Annotated in this window: 16 protein-coding genes and 1 tRNA gene; 7 read left to right on the forward strand and 10 right to left on the reverse strand. The window is 67.1% G+C overall.

Annotated features, from left to right (window positions below; genetic code table 11):
- The first annotated feature begins 9 nt into the window (after positions 1-9).
- The gene (locus AADJ02_RS02960) at positions 10-459 is read left to right on the forward strand and encodes a pseudoazurin (protein WP_341211500.1); all 450 of its coding nucleotides are present in this window, start codon (positions 10-12) and stop codon (positions 457-459) included.
- Between the two features lie 71 nt (positions 460-530).
- Here the strand turns inward: AADJ02_RS02960 and AADJ02_RS02965 are convergent, their stop codons facing one another.
- From AADJ02_RS02965 to AADJ02_RS02985, 5 genes are all read right to left on the reverse strand, one after another.
- The gene (locus tag AADJ02_RS02965) at positions 531-3,173 is read right to left on the reverse strand and encodes a TRAP transporter permease (protein WP_341211501.1); all 2,643 of its coding nucleotides are present in this window, start codon (positions 3,171-3,173) and stop codon (positions 531-533) included.
- A 108-nt stretch (positions 3,174-3,281) separates the two neighbouring features.
- Positions 3,282-4,250: a TAXI family TRAP transporter solute-binding subunit gene (locus tag AADJ02_RS02970; protein WP_341211502.1), complete on the reverse strand. Its 969-nt coding sequence runs from the start codon at positions 4,248-4,250 to the stop codon at positions 3,282-3,284.
- A 109-nt stretch (positions 4,251-4,359) separates the two neighbouring features.
- Complete coding sequence (locus AADJ02_RS02975) at positions 4,360-4,902, reverse strand: carboxymuconolactone decarboxylase family protein (protein WP_341211503.1); 543 nt, start codon at positions 4,900-4,902, stop codon at positions 4,360-4,362.
- Positions 4,899-6,230, reverse strand: coding sequence for an aspartate aminotransferase family protein (locus tag AADJ02_RS02980; RefSeq protein WP_341211504.1), 1,332 nt, complete (start codon positions 6,228-6,230; stop codon positions 4,899-4,901). The genes AADJ02_RS02975 and AADJ02_RS02980 overlap by 4 nt, the downstream gene beginning before the upstream one ends.
- Before the next feature lie 187 nt (positions 6,231-6,417).
- On the reverse strand, positions 6,418-6,903 hold the full coding sequence (locus AADJ02_RS02985; protein ID WP_341211821.1) for a molybdopterin-dependent oxidoreductase: 486 nt from the start codon (positions 6,901-6,903) through the stop codon (positions 6,418-6,420).
- A 269-nt stretch (positions 6,904-7,172) separates the two neighbouring features.
- On the opposite strand from AADJ02_RS02985, the gene AADJ02_RS02990 reads away from it, so the two are divergent.
- The 3 genes from AADJ02_RS02990 to AADJ02_RS03000 all read left to right on the forward strand — a co-directional run bounded on the left by AADJ02_RS02990 (position 7,173) and on the right by AADJ02_RS03000 (position 10,032).
- Positions 7,173-7,781 carry a response regulator transcription factor gene (locus AADJ02_RS02990; protein ID WP_341211505.1) on the forward strand — a complete coding sequence of 203 codons (609 nt, stop codon included), beginning with the start codon at positions 7,173-7,175 and terminating at the stop codon, positions 7,779-7,781.
- Between the two features lie 89 nt (positions 7,782-7,870).
- Entirely contained in the window at positions 7,871-8,677 is an 807-nt protein-coding gene (locus tag AADJ02_RS02995; protein ID WP_341211506.1) for an alpha/beta hydrolase, read from the forward strand.
- A gap of 8 nt (positions 8,678-8,685) precedes the next feature.
- On the forward strand, positions 8,686-10,032 hold the full coding sequence (locus AADJ02_RS03000; protein ID WP_341211507.1) for a PAS domain-containing protein: 1,347 nt from the start codon (positions 8,686-8,688) through the stop codon (positions 10,030-10,032).
- 18 nt (positions 10,033-10,050) lie between these two features.
- Here the strand turns inward: AADJ02_RS03000 and AADJ02_RS03005 are convergent, their stop codons facing one another.
- The 3 genes from AADJ02_RS03005 to AADJ02_RS03015 form a co-directional block, all read right to left on the reverse strand.
- Positions 10,051-11,022: an asparaginase gene (locus AADJ02_RS03005; RefSeq protein WP_341211508.1), complete on the reverse strand. Its 972-nt coding sequence runs from the start codon at positions 11,020-11,022 to the stop codon at positions 10,051-10,053.
- A 26-nt stretch (positions 11,023-11,048) separates the two neighbouring features.
- Positions 11,049-11,134 (reverse strand) — tRNA-Leu (locus AADJ02_RS03010).
- A gap of 51 nt (positions 11,135-11,185) precedes the next feature.
- Positions 11,186-11,731 carry a hypothetical protein gene (locus AADJ02_RS03015; protein WP_341211509.1) on the reverse strand — a complete coding sequence of 182 codons (546 nt, stop codon included), beginning with the start codon at positions 11,729-11,731 and terminating at the stop codon, positions 11,186-11,188.
- Positions 11,732-11,786: 55 nt separating this feature from the next.
- On the opposite strand from AADJ02_RS03015, the gene AADJ02_RS03020 reads away from it, so the two are divergent.
- Positions 11,787-12,533, forward strand: coding sequence for a rhomboid family intramembrane serine protease (locus AADJ02_RS03020; RefSeq protein ID WP_341211510.1), 747 nt, complete (start codon positions 11,787-11,789; stop codon positions 12,531-12,533).
- Positions 12,530-12,907 carry a GFA family protein gene (locus AADJ02_RS03025; RefSeq protein WP_341211511.1) on the forward strand — a complete coding sequence of 126 codons (378 nt, stop codon included), beginning with the start codon at positions 12,530-12,532 and terminating at the stop codon, positions 12,905-12,907. The genes AADJ02_RS03020 and AADJ02_RS03025 overlap by 4 nt, the downstream gene beginning before the upstream one ends.
- A gap of 5 nt (positions 12,908-12,912) precedes the next feature.
- On the opposite strand, the gene AADJ02_RS03030 is transcribed toward AADJ02_RS03025, so the two are convergent.
- Together AADJ02_RS03030 and AADJ02_RS03035 are read right to left on the reverse strand one after the other, a co-directional pair.
- Entirely contained in the window at positions 12,913-13,707 is a 795-nt protein-coding gene (locus AADJ02_RS03030; RefSeq protein WP_341211512.1) for an inositol monophosphatase family protein, read from the reverse strand.
- 111 nt (positions 13,708-13,818) lie between these two features.
- Positions 13,819-14,724, reverse strand: coding sequence for a LysR family transcriptional regulator (locus AADJ02_RS03035; RefSeq protein WP_341211513.1), 906 nt, complete (start codon positions 14,722-14,724; stop codon positions 13,819-13,821).
- Positions 14,725-14,811: 87 nt separating this feature from the next.
- Here AADJ02_RS03035 and metF point away from each other — a divergent pair, with 87 nt between their 5' ends.
- On the forward strand, positions 14,812-15,678 hold the full coding sequence (metF, locus tag AADJ02_RS03040; RefSeq protein WP_341211514.1) for a methylenetetrahydrofolate reductase [NAD(P)H]: 867 nt from the start codon (positions 14,812-14,814) through the stop codon (positions 15,676-15,678).
- Positions 15,679-15,732 lie beyond the last annotated feature (54 nt).

The raw sequence follows: 15,732 nt of genomic DNA on the forward strand, positions 1-15,732 counted from the left end.
GACGACCCTATGCGCCATTCGATGCGCCACCCAAAGCGCTTGGCCACAGCTCTTGCGCTTGCCACCCTCACGGCCACCCCCGCCTTGGCCGAGACCCATCTTGTCCAGATGCTCAACCGCGACGCGGCGGGCAACATGATGGTGTTCGAGCCCGCCTATCTCGAGATCGCGCCGGGCGACAGCGTCACCTTCGTTCCGACCGAGCGGTCGCACAACGCCGAGAGCATGGACGACATGCTGCCCCAGGGAGCCAAAGGCTGGACCGGCAAGCGCGACGAAGAGATTACGGTGAGCTTCGACGTGCCGGGCTACTACGGCTACAAATGCAAGCCGCACGAGGCGATGGGCATGGTCGGGCTGATCCGCGTCGGCGACCCCGAGACCCTGCCCGAGGTCGGCAAGCTACGCGGCAAGGGCGACGACCGTATGCAGGAGCTTCTGGCGCAGGCAGGCGCCTGACGCCGGGGCCACGGCACCCGGTCCCGCTGGCGAAACGGCGCCCCGCTTGTCGCGGGGCGCCGTTGTCATGTTCAGAAGGCAGGAACAGTCTGGCGTCGACGCTGGAGCAGGACCACCACGCCCAGGAGCAGCAGCGCCGGGATGTAGAACACGTATTTCGTGATCCGCTGGCGCGGGGCCTGCACCTCGGCGATCCGCACCGGCGTGTCCGAGTAAAAGTCGAAATCGGCAAGCTTCTCGGCCACCGGAGTGCCGAACATCGGCTCGTCGAGCCGCACCACATCGCCTTCTGGGAACAGCAGCAGTCCCGAGGCGTCGATCCTTTCGGCGGCGCCGCCTTCGCCTTCGATGTTCATCACCAGCGTCGTCGCGGTCGTGGCACCCGAGTTGAAGTCCGGCCCCTCGATCTTAAGCCGCAACAGGTCGCCCGGACTGGCCTCGGCCACCGCCGTTTCGAACTCGGCCGGGGCATAGGTCTGGAACGGACTCTGGACCTGATTGAGCCAGAAGCCCGGCACGAAGAGCGTGAAGGCCACGATCAGCAGGGCGGCGGATTCGTGGATCTTCGAGGGTGCGAGAAAGTAGCCTTGGGTCGCGGCGGCGAAGAGCAGCATCGCGAAGGTCGCCACCACGAAGATGAACACCGCCTGACCGATCCCCGCCCATGTGCCCAGATCGATGCCGTAGAGGATCAGCGCGGGGTTGTAGATGAACAGGAACGGCAGCGCGACGGTGCGCAGGCTATAGAAGAACGCCGTGAAGCCGGTCTTGATCGGATCGCCACCCGAGACGGCGGCGGCGGCGAAGGAGGCCAGACCCACCGGCGGCGTCACGTCGGCCATGATGCCAAAGTAGAACACGAAGAGATGCGCCGCGATCAGCGGCACGATCAGCCCCTCCTGCGCGCCCAGGTTCACCACCACCGAGGCCATCAGAGAAGAGACCACGATGTAGTTGGCGGTGGTCGGCAGGCCCATGCCGAGGATCAGCGAGAACAGCCCCACGAAGACCAGCATCAGGATCAGGATGCCGCCCGAGAGCTGCTCGACGAGGCCCGCAAGCTCGGTGCCGATCGGGGTCTTGGTGACGGTGGCCACGATGATACCGGCGGCCGCCGTGGCGACGCCGATGCCGATCATGTTGCGCGCGCCCGCTACCAAACCATCGCGAAGGTCATGCAGACCGGCGGCGAATTGCGAGGCCAGTGTGCTGCCCTCGCCCCGGAACAGTGCCTTGAGCGGGCGCTGGGTCAGGATGATGAACAGCATCAGGCCGGTGGCGTAGAAGGCCGATTTGGCCGGGCTTTGACGCTCGACCATCAAGAACCACACCAGCACCAGGATCGGCAGCACGTAGTGCAGGCCGGTGGCATAGACCTCGGCCACGGTGGGCAGCTTGATCTCTTCGTCCGAGGGGTCGTCCATTTCGAGATCGGGGCGCTGCGCCGCGACCCAGACCAGACCGAGATAGACCACGCCCAGAAGCACCATCATCAGCGGAGCGGCCAGCGACGGCAGCGCGCCCTCGAGGGCGTCGACGCCGTAGATCAGCGCGGTGAAGGCGACGCCCGCCACGGCAAAGCCGATCAGGAACTTCACGATCATGCCAGCGAAGCTCTTGCTCTCGCCCAGCGCCGGCATCTCGCGCTTCAGCGCCTCGAGATGCACGATGTAGACCAGCGCGATGTAGGAGATCACCGCCGGGATGAAGGCGTGCTTGATCACCTCGAGGTAGGAGATGCCGATGAACTCGACCATCAGGAAGGCGGCCGCGCCCATCACCGGGGGCATGATCTGGCCGTTGACCGAGGAGGCCACCTCGACCGCGCCGGCCTGCTCGCGCGAAAAGCCCACCCGCTTCATCAGCGGGATGGTGAAGGTGCCGGTGGTGACCACGTTGGCGATCGATGAGCCCGAGATGAGACCGGTCATGGCCGAGCCGACGACGGCGGCCTTGGCCGGGCCGCCGCGCAGATGGCCCAGACCCGCAAAGGCGAGCTGGATGAAATAGTTGCCGGCACCCGCCTTGTCCAAGAGCGAGCCGAACAGCACGAAGAGAAACACGAAGGCGGTCGAGACACCAAGCGGGATACCGAAGACACCCGCCGTGTCGAGCCATTGCGCGTTGATCAGCGAGGTGAAGGACAGCCCCTCGTGCTCGACAAGATCGGGGATCAGCCAGCCGGTGCCGAAATAGGCATAGGCGAGGAACAGCGCCCCGACGATGGTCAGCGCCGGGCCCAGCGCGCGGCGCGAGGCTTCGAGCAGCACCACGAGACCGACCGAGCCGATGATCACCTGCGCTTGCGTCGGCAGGCCCGAGCGCGCGGTCATCGCCAGCGTGTCGGAGAACCAGAAGACATAGAAGGCGCAGAAGGCACCGATGAGGGCGAGGCCCCAGTCGACCAGCGGGATGCGCTCGCGCGGGCTCGACTTGAAGGCGGGATAGGCGAGGAAAGCGAGAAAGATCGCGAAGGTCAGGTGAATGGGCCGCGTCTGCGAGGAGTTGAGCACCGGCAGGTAGGCCCCGAACCACAGTTGCGGCTGCGCGATCCACAGCTGGAACAGCGACCAGGCCATTGCCGTGCCCGCGATCAGCATCGCTGTCGCGCGGTTGATCGGCGCGCGCGCGCCCGAGTCCGAACTGGTGACGAGGTCCTGCAGATCGTCGTCCGAATATTGCCGGTCGTCCCGGTCCTCGCGCTGGTCGGCCATCGGACGCGCTCCCTCATGTTGTGTTGGTGTCAGCTCCGCCCCTCGGGACGGGAAGGGCCGGGGCGCGCCCGCGCGCGCCCCGGCCGGTCGTTCAGCGATGCGTGCCGATCACTCGATCAGCCCGGCCTCGCGGTAGTATTTCTCGGCGCCCGCGTGCAGCGGAGCCGACAGGCCGTCGGCGACCATCTCTTCCTTGGTCAGTTCGGCGAAGGCCGGGTGCAGGCCCTTGAACTGATCGAAGTTCTCAAACACCGCCTTGGTCACCTCGTAGACGACCTCCTCGGGCACGGCGGCCGAGCTGACGAAGGTCGCGCCGACGCCGAAGGTCGAGACGTCTTCGTCGTTGCCGCGATACATGCCGCCCGGAATGGTGGCGGTGCGGTAGTAGGGGTTGTCGGCCACGAGCTTGTCGACCGCCTCGCCAGACACTTCGACCAGCACCGCGTCACAGGCGGTGGTCGCCTCCTGGATCGAGCCCGAGGGGTGACCGACGGTGTAGACCATCGCGTCGATGTTGTTGTCGCACAGCGCCTGGCTCTGCTCGGCGGCCTGCAGCTCGGAGGTGAGCTGGAAGTCGTCCATGGTCCAGCCCATGGCCTCCATCAGCACTTCCATGGTGCCACGCTGGCCCGAGCCCGGGTTGCCGACGTTGACGCGCTTGCCCTTGAGGTCTTCGAAGGTCGTGATGCCGGCATCGGCGCGGGCCACGACGGTGAAGGGCTCGGGGTGCACCGAGAACACGGCGCGCAGGTCTTCGAACGCGCCCTGCTCCTCGAACTGCGAGGTGCCTTCGATCGCGTGGAACTGCCAGTCGGACTGGGCCACGCCGAACTCGATCTCACCCGACCGCAGCGCGTTGATGTTGTAGACCGAGCCGCCGGTCGACTCGACGCCGCAGCGGATGCCGTGATCGGCGCGGCCGCGGTTCACCAGACGGCAGATCGCGCCGCCGGTGGGGTAGTAGACGCCGGTGACGCCGCCCGTGCCGATCGAGATGAACTGCTGACCGTCCTGCGCGGATGCGCCCCCCGCGGCCAGGGTCAACGCGGTCGCGGCTCCGACGAGATACGTCTTCATGGTTTCTCTCCCTTTGGGTTCGTGATGTTCGTGGCTTCGCTTGGGCGATTGGCTCGCCTAAGCGTGATGTACCGCCCGTGAAAGTCAACAGCCCGCCGGTGTCAACGGGTTACGGCGCGGGCGTTTTGTCCAGTTCTTCCCGAATGTTGGCATCGAGCCGCAATCGCGTGCTGTTGGCGATGAAGGCCAGAACTGTGTAGAACCCCACCGTCGCCATGACATCGAACAGCCCCGCACAACCGACCAGCGCCTCCACCTCGGCCTGTCGCGCCGGTGACATCCTGGCCTCGGCCAGAAGCTCGTCCACCGCCCCCGCAAGGACTGCATCCTCAGGCGACATGGCGTCGAGAGGCCCGGCGATGGAGGCGATCCGCGCCTCCTCCATGCCGAGCTTGCGCGCGCGGCTGACATGGTGGCCCCATTCGTAATCCGAGCCATGCTGGTGCCCGGTGCGCAGGATCACCACCTCGCTGCGCTCCAGCCCGAGCGAGGTGTCGACCACCACGTGCTGGCGCAGGTCGCTCCATGCGCGCAGCAGGGCCGGATGATGCGCCATGACCCGGTAGATATCGAGCCGACCGGCAAAGCCCGGCAGCATGTCGGCGATCTCGACCGGCCAGTCGGCATCGGCCAGCGGTGCGAGATCGCTCACGCGATCTCTCCCAGAGCGGTCTCGACCGCACGGGCAAGGCGTTCGACGATCCGGTCGATGTCCTCGCGCTTGGCGATGAAGGGCGGGGCCAGAAGCACATGGTTGCCGCGCACGCCATCGATGGTGCCGCCCATGGGATAGACCATCAGCCCCTCCTCCATCGCCGCCGCCTTGATCCGCGCGTGCAGCTTCAGGCCCGGATCGAAGGGGGACTTGGTGCCGCGGTCGGCCACCAGTTCGATCGCCTGAAACAGCCCCCTGCCCCGGATGTCGCCGACGTGGGCGTGGCTGCCGAAGGCTTCGCCGAGCCGGGTCGCCAGATGCGCGCCCATCTCGCGCACGTTCGACAGGAGATCGTCGCGCGCGATCACCTCCTGCACCGCGAGGGCCGCCGCGGCAGCCATCGGATGGCCCATGTAGGTGTGGCCGTGTTGGAAGAAGCCCGAGCCGCTGGCGATGGCCTCGTAGATCCTGCCGCTCAGGAGCACCGCACCGATCGGCTGATAGCCACCGCCAAGCCCCTTGGCCACGGTCATCAGGTCGGGCGCGACACCCTCCTGCTCGCAGGCGTGCAGCGTGCCGGTGCGCCCCATGCCGCACATCACCTCGTCGAGGATCAGCAGCACCCCGTGCCGGTCGCAGATCTCGCGGATGCGCTTGAAATAGTCGCCCACCGGCGGCACCGCCCCGGCCGTGGCTCCCACCACCGGCTCGGCCACGAAGGCCAGAACGCTCTCTGGGCCAAGCTCTTGTATCTTGGTCTCGAGCTCCCCTGCGGCCCGGGCGGCATAATCGGCGTCGCTCTCGGTCTCGCGCTGCTCGCGATAGGCGAAACAGGGCGCGATGTGATGCGTCTCCATGAGCAACGGTCGAAACTGCGCGCGGCGCCATTCGTTGCCGCCCGTGGCCAGCGCGCCCAGCGTATTGCCATGGTAGCTCTGCCGCCGCGCGATGACATGACGCCGACTCTCTTCGCCGCGCTCGGTCGCGTATTGCCGCGCCAGCTTGAGCGCCGCCTCCACCGCCTCCGAGCCGCCTGAGACGAGATAGGCGTGGCTGATCCCCTCGGGCGCGTCGGCCACGAGCCGGTCGCCCAGCGCCTCGGCCGCCTCGGTGGTGAAGAACCCGGTATGGGCATAGGCCACCGTGTCGGCCTGCCGGTGCAGCGCCGCGAGGACATCCGGGTGGCCGTGGCCAAGACAGGAGACGGCGGCACCGCCGCAGGCGTCGATGTAGTCGCGCCCTTCGCTGTCGGTGATGGTCAGGCCCTGCGCCGTGACGGCGCGGCGCGGCTGGCCGCGCGTGGTTCGATGCAAGAGATGTGTCATGGGGGATCCCTTCGGGGGCAGATCGGCGGCAGAATGCCCCCCCGCCTTTACAGGCGCAACCACCGGGTCGCCACCGCATGCCCCCCTTGGGCCCCGTGCCGGACGCTATGCTTCGACGGGCCATTCCCCTTGCGAGGACCACGCGCCTTGCAGGCGCGGCGGGTCCCGGTCGCGCCTCGGTCCGGCCTTAGCGTGCGAATTTCACCTGAGCGAGTTGCCAGATGCTGCGCGCGAAGGTCGTCTCGGTGCGATATTGCGCGCCACGGTCATAGGGATAGACGAGCCAGTAGGGCCCCTTGTCGCGCACCTGCATGGTTTCACCGTTCACCCGGGTCGCCACCACCGGTGAGGTGGCGTCGATCTCGTCGATCGGGATCTCGATCCGGTAGTCGTTGAGCGCGACCAGTTCGACCTGCTCGACCGCTCCTTCTTCGGTCCCGACCCAATCGAGCAAGGCCGCCAGCGGCACGCCGGAAAAGCGGGTCTGGCCGTCGGTCCAGATCGTGCCGGTCACGAATTCTTCCTGCGGCAACGCGTCGAGCGCGGCGAGATCGAGCTCCACCACGGAGTGGTCCGGCCCCGTGACCCGCAGGGCCAGAGGTTGCGCCATGGCGGCGCCGGCCAACGCCGAAACAGCGATGGCAACGAAGGCAGTCCTGAGCGTCCCGATCATCACGAATCATCTCCCGGCTGTACTCGAGAACACTGGCCCAGCCCTCGATTTCGGGCCACATCGCTTCCGAACAGGTTCCTATCCCATGAGGTAGGGCCGGAATCCGGTTGGTGATTTCGTTGCAATTTTCACCACATTTCGCGGCCTGACGCTCCGTTACACGGCTTGCAGCGCTCCTGCGGCCTCGAATTTTCCCAAAACGGAAACAACTTTGGGGCATGATCGAAGTGGCCCCTCGCGGGCCTTGTGAGCAACTGCCGGAGTGCATGATGCGAATCCTGATCGCGGACGACCACGACCTCGTACGTGAAATGCTGGCCGCCTATCTCGAACGCGATGGCGGCATGCAGGTGACCCAAGCCGCCAGCCACGAAACCGCGATGCGCGAGATGAAGCGCAGCGGTCCGTTCGAGCTGGTGCTGCTCGACTACCTGATGCCGGGCATGCGTGGCCTCGAGGGCCTGAGCGTCGCGCTTTCGGCGAGCGGCGGCAATCCGGTGGCGCTCATCTCGGGCACGGCGGGGCGTGGCATCGCGGAGACGGCGATCGCGGCGGGGGCCGCGGGATTCCTGCCCAAGACGATGCCCGCGCGCTCTTTGGTCAATGCGGTCCGGTTCATGGCAATGGGCGAGACCTATGTCCCACACGACTTCATGATCACCCGCGAAGAGGAGAACGCCACGCTGTCGCATCTGACCCCGCGCGAGCGGCAGGTGCTCGAAGGTCTCACGCAGGGAAAGTCGAACAAGGAAATCGCCATCGACCGTGAGATTCAGGAGGTGACGGTCAAGCTGCATGTCAAAACCCTGTGCCGCAAGCTCGGAGCCCGCAACCGCACGCAGGCCGCAATGATGGCGCGCGACCAGAGCCTGCTCTAGGATCCGACCGTATCGACGGCACGCGGGGCATGGAAACTGCCCGTCTTCCGACATAGCATGTCGGGGATACGGTAGTCGGGGTTCGGGTGATGACGGCAATCGAACGCAACAACGTGAGCGTGGATGGCCCCGAGGGGGCCAGACCGATGGTTTTCGTGCATGGCTTTGGCTGTGACCGGTCGATGTGGCGCGACGTGGCACCCGCCTTTGCGCAGACGCACCGAGTCATCACCTTTGACCTGACCGGCATGGGCGGCTCGGATCTGTCGGCCTACGAGCCGCGCCGCTATGCGGATCTTCAGACCCACGCCGACGACCTTCTGGAGATCCTCGAAGAACTCTCGCTGCGCGACGTGTGCATCACGGGGCATTCGATCGGGGCCTCGATCGCGCTTCTGGCGGCGAATCGCGCCCCCGACCGGGTATCGCAACTGGTCATGGTTTCGCCCAGCCCCGCCTTTCTCGACGACACCGGGGCGGGATACCGGGGCGGTTTCGCGCGCGAGGAGATCGAAGGCCTGGTCGGGCTGCTCGAAGAGAACCACCTCGGCTGGTCCATGCAGATGGCCCCGACCCTCACCGGACAACCCGGCGAAGCGCCATCGACCGAGACGCTGACGCAGAGCTTCTGCCGCACCGATCCGGAGATCGCGGGGCATTTCGGACGGGTCACCTTCTTTTCGGACCGTCGTGCCGATTTCGAACACGCGGCCTGCCCGGTGCTGATCCTGCACTGCAGCGACGACGCGCTGGTGCCGATGGACGTGGCCGAATGGATGCGCACCCACGTGCCGGGCGCTACACTCGAAGTGCTCGACGCGACCGGCCATTGCCCGCACATGACCGTGCCGGGAGAGGTCGTGGAGACCATGCGCACCCATCTCGGAACCGGCTGATGCCGTCGATGTCCGGCAACGGATTCGAGATGGCGACAGAGCTGATCGAGGACGCGCCATGCGGAATCGCCGTGACGGACCCCGACGGCCGTCTGCGCTATGTCAACGCGACCTTGGCGCACTGGCTCGGCCTGCCGCCCGAGGGCGATCCCACGCGCGCAACCCTTGCTTCGTTGTTCACCGGACCGGGGCGAATATTCTACGACACCCATATGGCGCCAATGATGCGGCTTCAGGGCTTCGTGCGCGAGATATCCTGCACGCTCGAGGTCCAGGGCGGGACACCGCTGCCGGTGATGCTCAGCGGTGTCGCGCGGCGTAACGCCGACGGGGTCTGCACGCGGTTCGACTATACCGTTTTCGACGCGCGCGAGCGGCGTTCCTACGAAGAGGCGCTGCGATCCGCCAAGCGTGAGGCGGACGAGCTTGCGGCGATCGTCAGCAGCTCGCCCAATGCAATCCTGCGTGTCGATGCCACGGGCCGCGTGCGCAGCTGGAACACCGGTGCGACCCGGCTGCTGGGCCGGTCCGCCGAGCAGGTTCTGGGTCAGCCCGTCGCCGAGGCGATCAAGTTTCAGGATCGCCCCGACTGGTTCGCCCGCGAGGCCCGCGCCCTGCTCGACGAGGCGGAGGTCGCGTTCGAAGCCCGCCATGCCAGCGCGCGCGATTTCGAGGTCACCCTTGCGCCGATCGGTGAACGCGGCCAGCCCGGCGCCTCCGCGGACTGGTCGGTGATCCTGCGCGACGTCACGCGCCGCAAACGCGCCGAACGCCGCCTGCAGGTGATCTTCGACGAGATGCGGCACCGCATGAAGAACACGCTCGGCGTCGTCGCGGGAATCGCCAGACAGACCCTGCCTGCCGGGAACGCGGAGCAGTTCGTGTCCCGGCTTCAGGCCCTGTCGTCGGCGCATGATGCCCTCGGCCAATCCGAGGGCGACACCGGAACCGAAGCGGGGGCCGAGATCGGCGCGCTGCTGGATTTTTCCTGTCAGGCGGCGGGCGGGCCCGCGCGGTTCAAGGTCAATGGTCCCCGCGTGCGGCTCTCGGCCCGGCAGGCAACGTCGATGTCGATGGCGCTGCACGAGCTGGTCACCAATGCGCTGAAATACGGGGCGCTTTCGTGCGAGCAGGGACAGGTGCGGGTCGACTACGCGCTCGAAGGCGCAGGCGAGACCGGGCCGCTCAGGCTGCGCTGGCGTGAGATCGGCGGACCGCCGGTGACGCCGCCGACACGACGGGGCTTTGGCACCAAGATGATCGGCTTGGTGCTGCAGGCCGAACTTGGGGCCGAGGTCCGGTTCGAATTCGCCCCCGAAGGGTTCCGCTTCGAGGTGGCCTTTACGGCGGGCTGACAGGCCCGCCTTGCCGTCTCAGCCCAACGCCGCTGCGATCTCGTCGCGGCTGGCGCCCTGCCCCAACAGCACCGAGAGCAGCAGGCGCGCCTTGAGCCCCGACAGCGTGCCGGTCAGCAGCGCGCCCGTCTTGACCATGGTGGCCGCACCGCTGTCGGCGCCGTAGACCGCATGGGTGCGCCCCTCGGCGCAGCGCGAGGCCAGCAGCACCGGCACCCCCGCCTTGGTAAGCCGGGCCACCACAGGAGCAAAGCCACGCGGTGCGTTGCCACGACCAAAACCTTCGATCACCACGCCGCGGGTGCCGTTCTGCGCGCAGAACTCGAGGAAGGCCGGCGTCGTACCCAGCGCGAGCTTGATCAGCTCGACCTCCTGAACCAGCCCCGCATCCGGCAGAACCCGGCGTGCACCGGGGTGGCGGTATATATGCACGCCCCCGAGATCCACCTCGCCCAGCTTGCCCAGACCGGGGCTGCGAAAGGCATCGACGCGCGAGCTGTGCGCCTTGGTCACGTCGCGCGCGGCGTGAATTTCGCCTTCGAACTGGATCACGGCGCCGATACCACGCGCCTCGGGGGCCGCGGCCACGCGGATCGCATCGGCGATGTTGCGCGGCCCGTCGCTGTCGGGATCGCCCGCGTGGCGCTGCGCGCCGGTGAAGACGATCGGCTTGTCGCCCGCCACGAGGATATCGGCGAGATAGGCGCTTTCCTCCATCGTGTCGGTGCCATGGGTGACGACGACGCCCGCGCAGTCGGGCCGCTCGAGCGCCGCACGGATCGCCGCCACGAGGCCCTGGGCATCCGCGAGGGTGAGCGCGAAACTGTTGAGTTCGCGGAATTCCTCGACCCGGACCTCGATCCCGGTCAGCGGGTCGTGCAGCATCTCCATCAACGCGGTACCGGCCAGCGATGCGGTGACCGCGCCTTCGGCCTCGGAATGGCGCGAGGCGATGGTGCCGCCCGTCGAAATCAGCGTGACCCCGGTCATGATACATCCTTCATCTGCGTCGAATTTGGTGCCCGTGGCCGGACTCGAACCGGCACGCCCCGAAGAGCAAGAGATTTTAAGTCTCGTGTGTCTACCATTTCACCACACGGGCCCGGTTCACGACTTACGACGCCGCGCGCGGACGGTAAAGCGTTTGGCGGTCTCAGATGTCGGTGCCCGGCGCTTCGATCAACCCACGTTCGAGCAGCCAGGGGTTGTGCGCCAAGGCCCGTTCGAGCGCGCGGCGCGCGTCGGCGTCGCGGCCCAGACCCATGAGCGCCAGCGCCCGGCCCGACAGCGCCCCGACATGGTCCGGCTGGCGCGCCAAAGCCGCGTCGAGATCGGCCAGGGCCGCCTCGTGCGCGGCCTGCAGATAATGGATGAAGGCGCGCTGGTTCCAGCCTTCGGCATAGTCAGGGCAGTCCTCGATGAGCTGGTCGAGCAGCGCCATGGCCTCGGCGCCCTGCCCCGCCTCGCGCAGATCCATCGCCCGATCGAGCAGGTCCTGTGCCTCCGCGTCGGGCGCGTCGAGCCACAGCTCCCAAAGCGCGTTCATCAGCCGCTGTGCCTGCAACGGATCGCCCGCCTGCGCCAACCGGTCGAGCAGACCTGCGATTTCCTCGGCGTGGTCAGGCGGCGCCGGGCAGTCTCGGCCCCATGCCGGGGCGGCGAGAGCAAGGCCAAGCACCATGGTGGTCGCGCGGATCATGCGCCATGCTGCGCCAGCGCCTCACCGCGCGTCAAGATCCGCAGCCGAGGCCCCGATGTTTCCGATCCGCGACCACAACCCTTCGACCGGCACACCCTATGTCACCTGGAGTCTGCTTGCGCTCAACGTCGCGATCTACCTGTGGATGGTGGTCGCGCTCGACACCGGCGACGATCTCGCGCGGCTCTATTACGACTGGGCGATGATCCCGGCGCGGATCTCTGCCGCCGAGAACCCGGTGTCGCTGATCAGCGCGCTGTTCCTGCATGCGGGGCTGTTCCACCTCGCGGGCAACATGCTGTTCCTGTTCATCTTCGGCGACAACATGGAGGAGCAGATGGGCCATGGCGGTTTTGCGGCTTTCTACCTGGCTTCCGGCGTCGCAGCCAACCTCGTGCAGCTCGCGGCCGAGCCATACTCTCCGGTCCCCACCATCGGCGCCTCGGGAGCCATCGCGGGCGTCATGGGCGGCTATCTGCTGCTGTTTCCCCGCGCCCGGATCGACATCCTGATCTTCCTGATCGTGTTCATCAAGGTGGTGCCGGTGCCCGCATGGCTGGTGCTGGCGATCTGGTTCGGGCTGCAGGTGCTGGGCGGCCTCGGGGCCGATGCGAGCGTCGGCGGCGGCGTCGCCTACTGGGCCCATGCGGGCGGCTTCGCGGTGGGGCTGGGGCTGGCGCTGCCGGTCTGGCTCAGGCGTGGTGGCCCAACCTTCTGGAGGCGCACCCACGGGGTGCCGCCACATGCCGCGGCACCGCCGCTGGCACGCAGCAACATCCCGACCATAAGGAGACGCCGATGACGATCCCCGACCCCCAACACCGGCTGACCTGCCATTGCGGTACGGTCGAACTGCGCCTGCACCTCGCGGACGGGTTGAACACCGCCCGGCGCTGCGATTGTTCGTTCTGCCGCAGGCGCGGGGCGATCGCGGCGACGGTGCGATCGGGTGAGCTGGAGGTGGTGCGCGGTGCGCAGAACCTGACGCTGTACCAGTGGGGCACCGGCACGGCGCAGCATTGGTTCTGCGCGACCTGCGGCATCTACACGCATCATCGCAGGCGGTCGAACCCGAATGAATACGGGGTGAATGTCGGCGCGCTGGAGGGGGTGAACCCCTCCGAGCTGGGCGAGATTCCGTGGTCCGACGGGGTCAACCACCCGTCGGACCGCTAGCGGTCTCAGGCCTCGCGGGCGCGGACCAGCTTGGTAAAACGCTCGAAGATGTCGGCGTTGGCGGCGACCACGTCGCCATGCTCGAGCGGGTCGTGCCCGTCGCGGATGGCCCCGACAAAGCCGCCGGCCTCGGTGACGATGATCATGCCCGCCGCGATGTCCCAGATCCGGGTCTCGCGCTCCCAGTAGCCCTCGGTGCGCCCGGCGGCGACATAGGCCATGTTGAGCGCGGCCGAGCCGTATTGGCGCAGGCCCGAGACCTCGGGGGCGATGCGAGCGAGATCTTGGATCATCGCCGGCAGCGTCCGGCGTCCGGCGCAGGGCACACTGGTCGAGAAGATGGACTCGACGAGGCGGTGACGCCCCGAGACCCGCAGGCGGCTCTCGTTGAGCCAGGCACCTTCGCCTTTCTCTGCGTGGAACATTTCGTCCTTGACGGGATCATAGATCACGCCGGCGACGATCTTGCCCTTGTGCTCCAGCGCGATCGAGATCGCCCAATGCGGCATGCCGTGCAGGAAATTGGTGGTGCCGTCGATCGGATCGACGATCCAGCGCCGGGTCGGGTCCTCGCCCTCGATGGGGCCGCCTTCCTCGCCCAGGAAGCCATAGGAGGGCCGAGCCTCCATCAGCGCCTCGCGGACGGTCTGCTCGGCCTGACGGTCGGCACGGGTAACGAAGTCGCCCGGTCCCTTGGTCGAGACCTGCAGCTGCTCGACCTCGGCAAAGTCCTTGAGCAGCGCGCGACCGGCGCGGCGGGCGGTCTTCATCATCACGTTGAGATTGGCGGAACGGGCCATCGGGGCCTCCTCGGGCTTGGGCTGTCAGGCCCACGGGGCCCTGAGATGTCACGGATCAAGGGGCCATAGCCGCTCCGCGCCATCCCGGCAAGGGGCCAAGCGGAGCCGCGCCTAGCCCCTTTGCAGCTTCACCGCCTCCTGCCGCGCCAGCCGGGTGAAATGGGCGATGTAGGGCCGGGCCGTGTCATCCGAGCGCGTCGCGGCAAAGAGCCTGCGCGTCTTGCCCTTGGCCGTCAGTGGCCGGGTCACGAAGTCGGCGTTGTGCCGCAGCTGCCGCACCACCCAGTCGGGCAGCACCGCAACGCCGCGATTGGAGGCCACGAGCAGCAGGATCACCGCCGTCAGTTCGACCTGCCGGATTGCGGCGGGCTCCACCCGGGCCGGGATCAACAGCTCGGTGAAGACGTCGAGACGCGTGCGCTCCACCGGGTAGGTGATGAGCGTCTGATCCGCGAAATCCGTGGCCTCGATGAAGGCCTTCTCGGCCAGCGGGTTCATCGACGAGGCAACGAAGACCGGTTCGTAGTCGAAAAGCGGCGTGAAATCCGTCTCGGGCAGGCTTTCGGGGTCCGACGAGATCACAACATCGACCATCTCGCGCCTGAGCGCCGGGAGCGCGTCGAAGGCGAGGCCGGGGCGAATGTCGACATCGACCTCGGGCCAGGCCTTGCGGAACTGTTCCAGCACGGGAAGCAGCCACTCGAAACAGGCGTGGCACTCGATGGCGATGTGCAGCCGCCCCGACTTTCCCGCGATCAGCCCCGCAAATTCGGCTTCGAGCTCGGCCACGCGCGGCAGGATGTCCTCGGCGGCAGCGAGTAGCTTCATGCCTGCCGCCGAGAGCTTGAGCGGCTTGGAGCGGCGCACGAAGAGCTCGACCCCGGCCTGATCCTCGATCCCCTTGATCTGATGCGACAGCGCCGACTGTGTTATGTTCAGCAGATCGGCCGCCCGCGCGAGACCGCCCGTGTCATGGATTGCCTTGATCGTGCGCAGGTGGCGGAACTCGATATGCAAGTGAAACTCATTATAGTGGTGAGGGTTATGAATTTGTCTCACACCACCTCATCTGCGACAAGGTCCACAGCCCATAGGAGACCGTCCATGACCCGCCCCGCCGTCAGTTTCGAATTCTTTCCGCCGAAGAACATCGAAGGCTCGTTCCGTCTTTGGGATACGGTGCAGGCGCTGGCGCCGATGGGGCCCGAGTTCGTTTCGGTCACCTACGGCGCGGGCGGCACGACGCGCCAACTCACCCATGAGGCGGTGGACGCGATCCACAAGAAGGCCGGTCTGCGCGTCGCGGCGCATCTGACCTGCGTCGAAGCGACCAAGGCCGAAACGCTCGAGATCGTGAACGGCTATGCCAAGGCGGGCGTCGAAGAGATCGTGGCCCTTCGTGGCGATCCGCCGAAAGGTTCGGGCGGCTTCACCGCGCATCCCGATGGCTTCTCGGGCTCGGTCGAGCTGATCGAGACGCTGGCGGCGATGGACAAGTTTCGCATTCGCGTCGGCGCCTATCCCGAGCGGCACCCCGATGCCGCGCATGAGCTGGCCGATGTCGAACACCTCAAGCGCAAGTTCGACGCTGGCGCGCATAGCGCGATCACGCAGTTCTTCTTCGAGGCTGACACCTTCTTTCGCTTCCGCGACGCCTGCGAGAAGGCGGGGATCAAGGGTCAGATCATCCCCGGCATCCTGCCGATCGAGAACTGGAAAGGCGCGCGCAAGTTCGCCGCCATGTGCGGCACCTCGATCCCGCAGGTGGTCGCCGATGGCTTCGATCACGCGACCAACCAGTCCGAGGCCGACCTGCTGGCCACGGCGCTGGCCACCGAGTTGTGCGACAAGTTGATCTCCGGCGGCGCGGAGCATCTGCACTTCTACACGCTCAACAAGCCCGACCTGACGCGCGACGTCTGCCACGCGCTGGGCATCGCGCCCAAGGCTTCGCTCAGCGAAGTGGCCTGATCTCAGCAGGGGGCTGGCGATCCGATCGGGTGCGCCAGCTTCGGCACTTTACTC

Origin of the sequence: uncultured Limimaricola sp. (assembly GCF_964022235.1) — a bacterium.
Taxonomy (GTDB): Bacteria; Pseudomonadota; Alphaproteobacteria; order Rhodobacterales; family Rhodobacteraceae; genus Limimaricola.